At 63.1% G+C, this 1,839-nt stretch carries 1 protein-coding gene; it reads right to left on the reverse strand.

Annotated features, from left to right (window positions below; genetic code table 11):
* Positions 1-85 precede the first annotated feature (85 nt).
* The gene (locus AC1D00_RS39345; protein WP_477014389.1) at positions 86-1,228 is read right to left on the reverse strand and encodes a type III PLP-dependent enzyme; all 1,143 of its coding nucleotides are present in this window, start codon (positions 1,226-1,228) and stop codon (positions 86-88) included.
* Positions 1,229-1,839 lie beyond the last annotated feature (611 nt).

The raw sequence follows: 1,839 nt of genomic DNA on the forward strand, positions 1-1,839 counted from the left end.
AATCAGGAATGTGAGGGAGGAGCCGGCATGCCGGCTCCCGGGTTCGTCAGGCCTCGAGAGAGAGGCGGGTCTCAGATGTGGCAAATCAGATGTGGTACGTCTTCAGCGGCGGGATGCCGTTGAATGCCACCGACGAGTAGGTCGACGTATAGGCCCCGGTGCCTTCGATCAGCACCTTGTCGCCGATCTCGAGCGTGACGGGGAGCGGATACGGGGACTTCTCGTACAGCACGTCGGCGCTGTCGCAGGTGGGTCCCGCGAGCACGCACGGCGTCATGTCCGCGCCGTCATGGGCGGTGCGGATGGCGTAGCGGATCGACTCGTCCATGGTCTCGGCGAGACCGCCGAACTTGCCGATGTCGAGATAGACCCAGCGTACCTCGTCCTCGTCGCTCTTCTTCGAGATGAGCACGACCTCGGATTCGATGATGCCGGCATTGCCCACCATGCCGCGGCCCGGCTCGATGATGGTCTCCGGGATCTGGTTGCCGAAGTGCTTGCGCAGCGCGCGGAAGATCGAGCGGCCGTAGGTCACGACCGGCGGCACGTCCTTCAGGTACTTGGTCGGGAAGYCGCCGCCCATGTTGACCATGGACAGGTTGATGCCGCGCTCGGCACAGTCGCGGAACACCTGCGAAGCCATCGCCAACGCACGGTCCCACGCCTTCACCTTGCGCTGCTGCGAGCCGACATGGAAGGAGATGCCGCACGGCTCCAGGCCCAGGCGCTTGGCGACGTCGAGCACGTCGACAGCCATCTCCGGGTCGCAGCCGAACTTGCGCGACAGCGGCCACTCGGCGCCGGCGCAGTCATAGAGGATGCGGCAGAACACCTTCGCGCCGGGAGCGGCACGGGCGATCTTCTCGACCTCGGCGGCGCAATCGACCGCGAACAGCCGAATGCCGAGCGCGAAGGCGCGCGCGATGTCGCGCTCCTTCTTGATCGTGTTGCCGAAGGAGATGCGGTCGGGCGTAGCGCCAGCGGCCAGCGCCATCTCGATCTCGGCGACCGTCGCGGTGTCGAAGCAGGAGCCCATGGAGGCAAGCAGCGCCAGCACTTCCGGTGCGGGGTTCGCCTTGACGGCATAGAACACGCGGCTGTCGGGCAGCGCCTTGGCAAAGGTCTGGTAATTGTCGCGCACGACCTCGAGGTCGACGACGAGGCAAGGCTCGGTGTCCCGGCCCTCGCTGCGGCGGTTGCGCAGGAATTCCTGAATACGTTCGGTCATAGCACTCTCCCAAACGGCCCAGCGACGGGGATCCGTTCAAAAAATGACGTCGGATAAGAGCGCTCTGGCCGGATTGCGCGATGGAGGCGCAACGAAGCCAAAAGACTCAAACCAGACTGTGCTGCCGTGGATTGGTTGGGAATTTCCCGCCCGCACACCTGGCAATGAAGGACAAGCCTTTTCAGTAGCCCGCGCCGGCGTTGGACTGCCGGTAGAGACCAAAAAAGCCCGATCCGTCGTTGCTTTAAGTCGCGTCCCCCGTTGAGAGCGGGGTGCGCCGGTTCGCCTCCGGCTGCCAGTCACGGTTGCAAAGAGCGAAGTCACCTTCGACAAGGCATCTCTTTGAGAGAGATGCTGGACGCTTCGGGTTCGCTTCGTCTTCTCGACTTCCGCGCTTCCGAAGAGCCCCTCGGCTTCTTCACCCCTTGGCGGCTGTCCGGCCTCTTGTCCGGATACCTACCGACTGACACACGACCACAGGCACGTGCGAAATTGGGCAAGACCGCACATAAGCGTTTTGACTCTGCTTCGCAAGAATTTTTTTAGGCTGAGAACAGAATTGCCTAACATCTGCTTGCGCAGTKTGGCGCGCACGACGCGGAAGATGAACG

Source organism: Bradyrhizobium sp. P2_E8, from assembly GCF_056403875.1.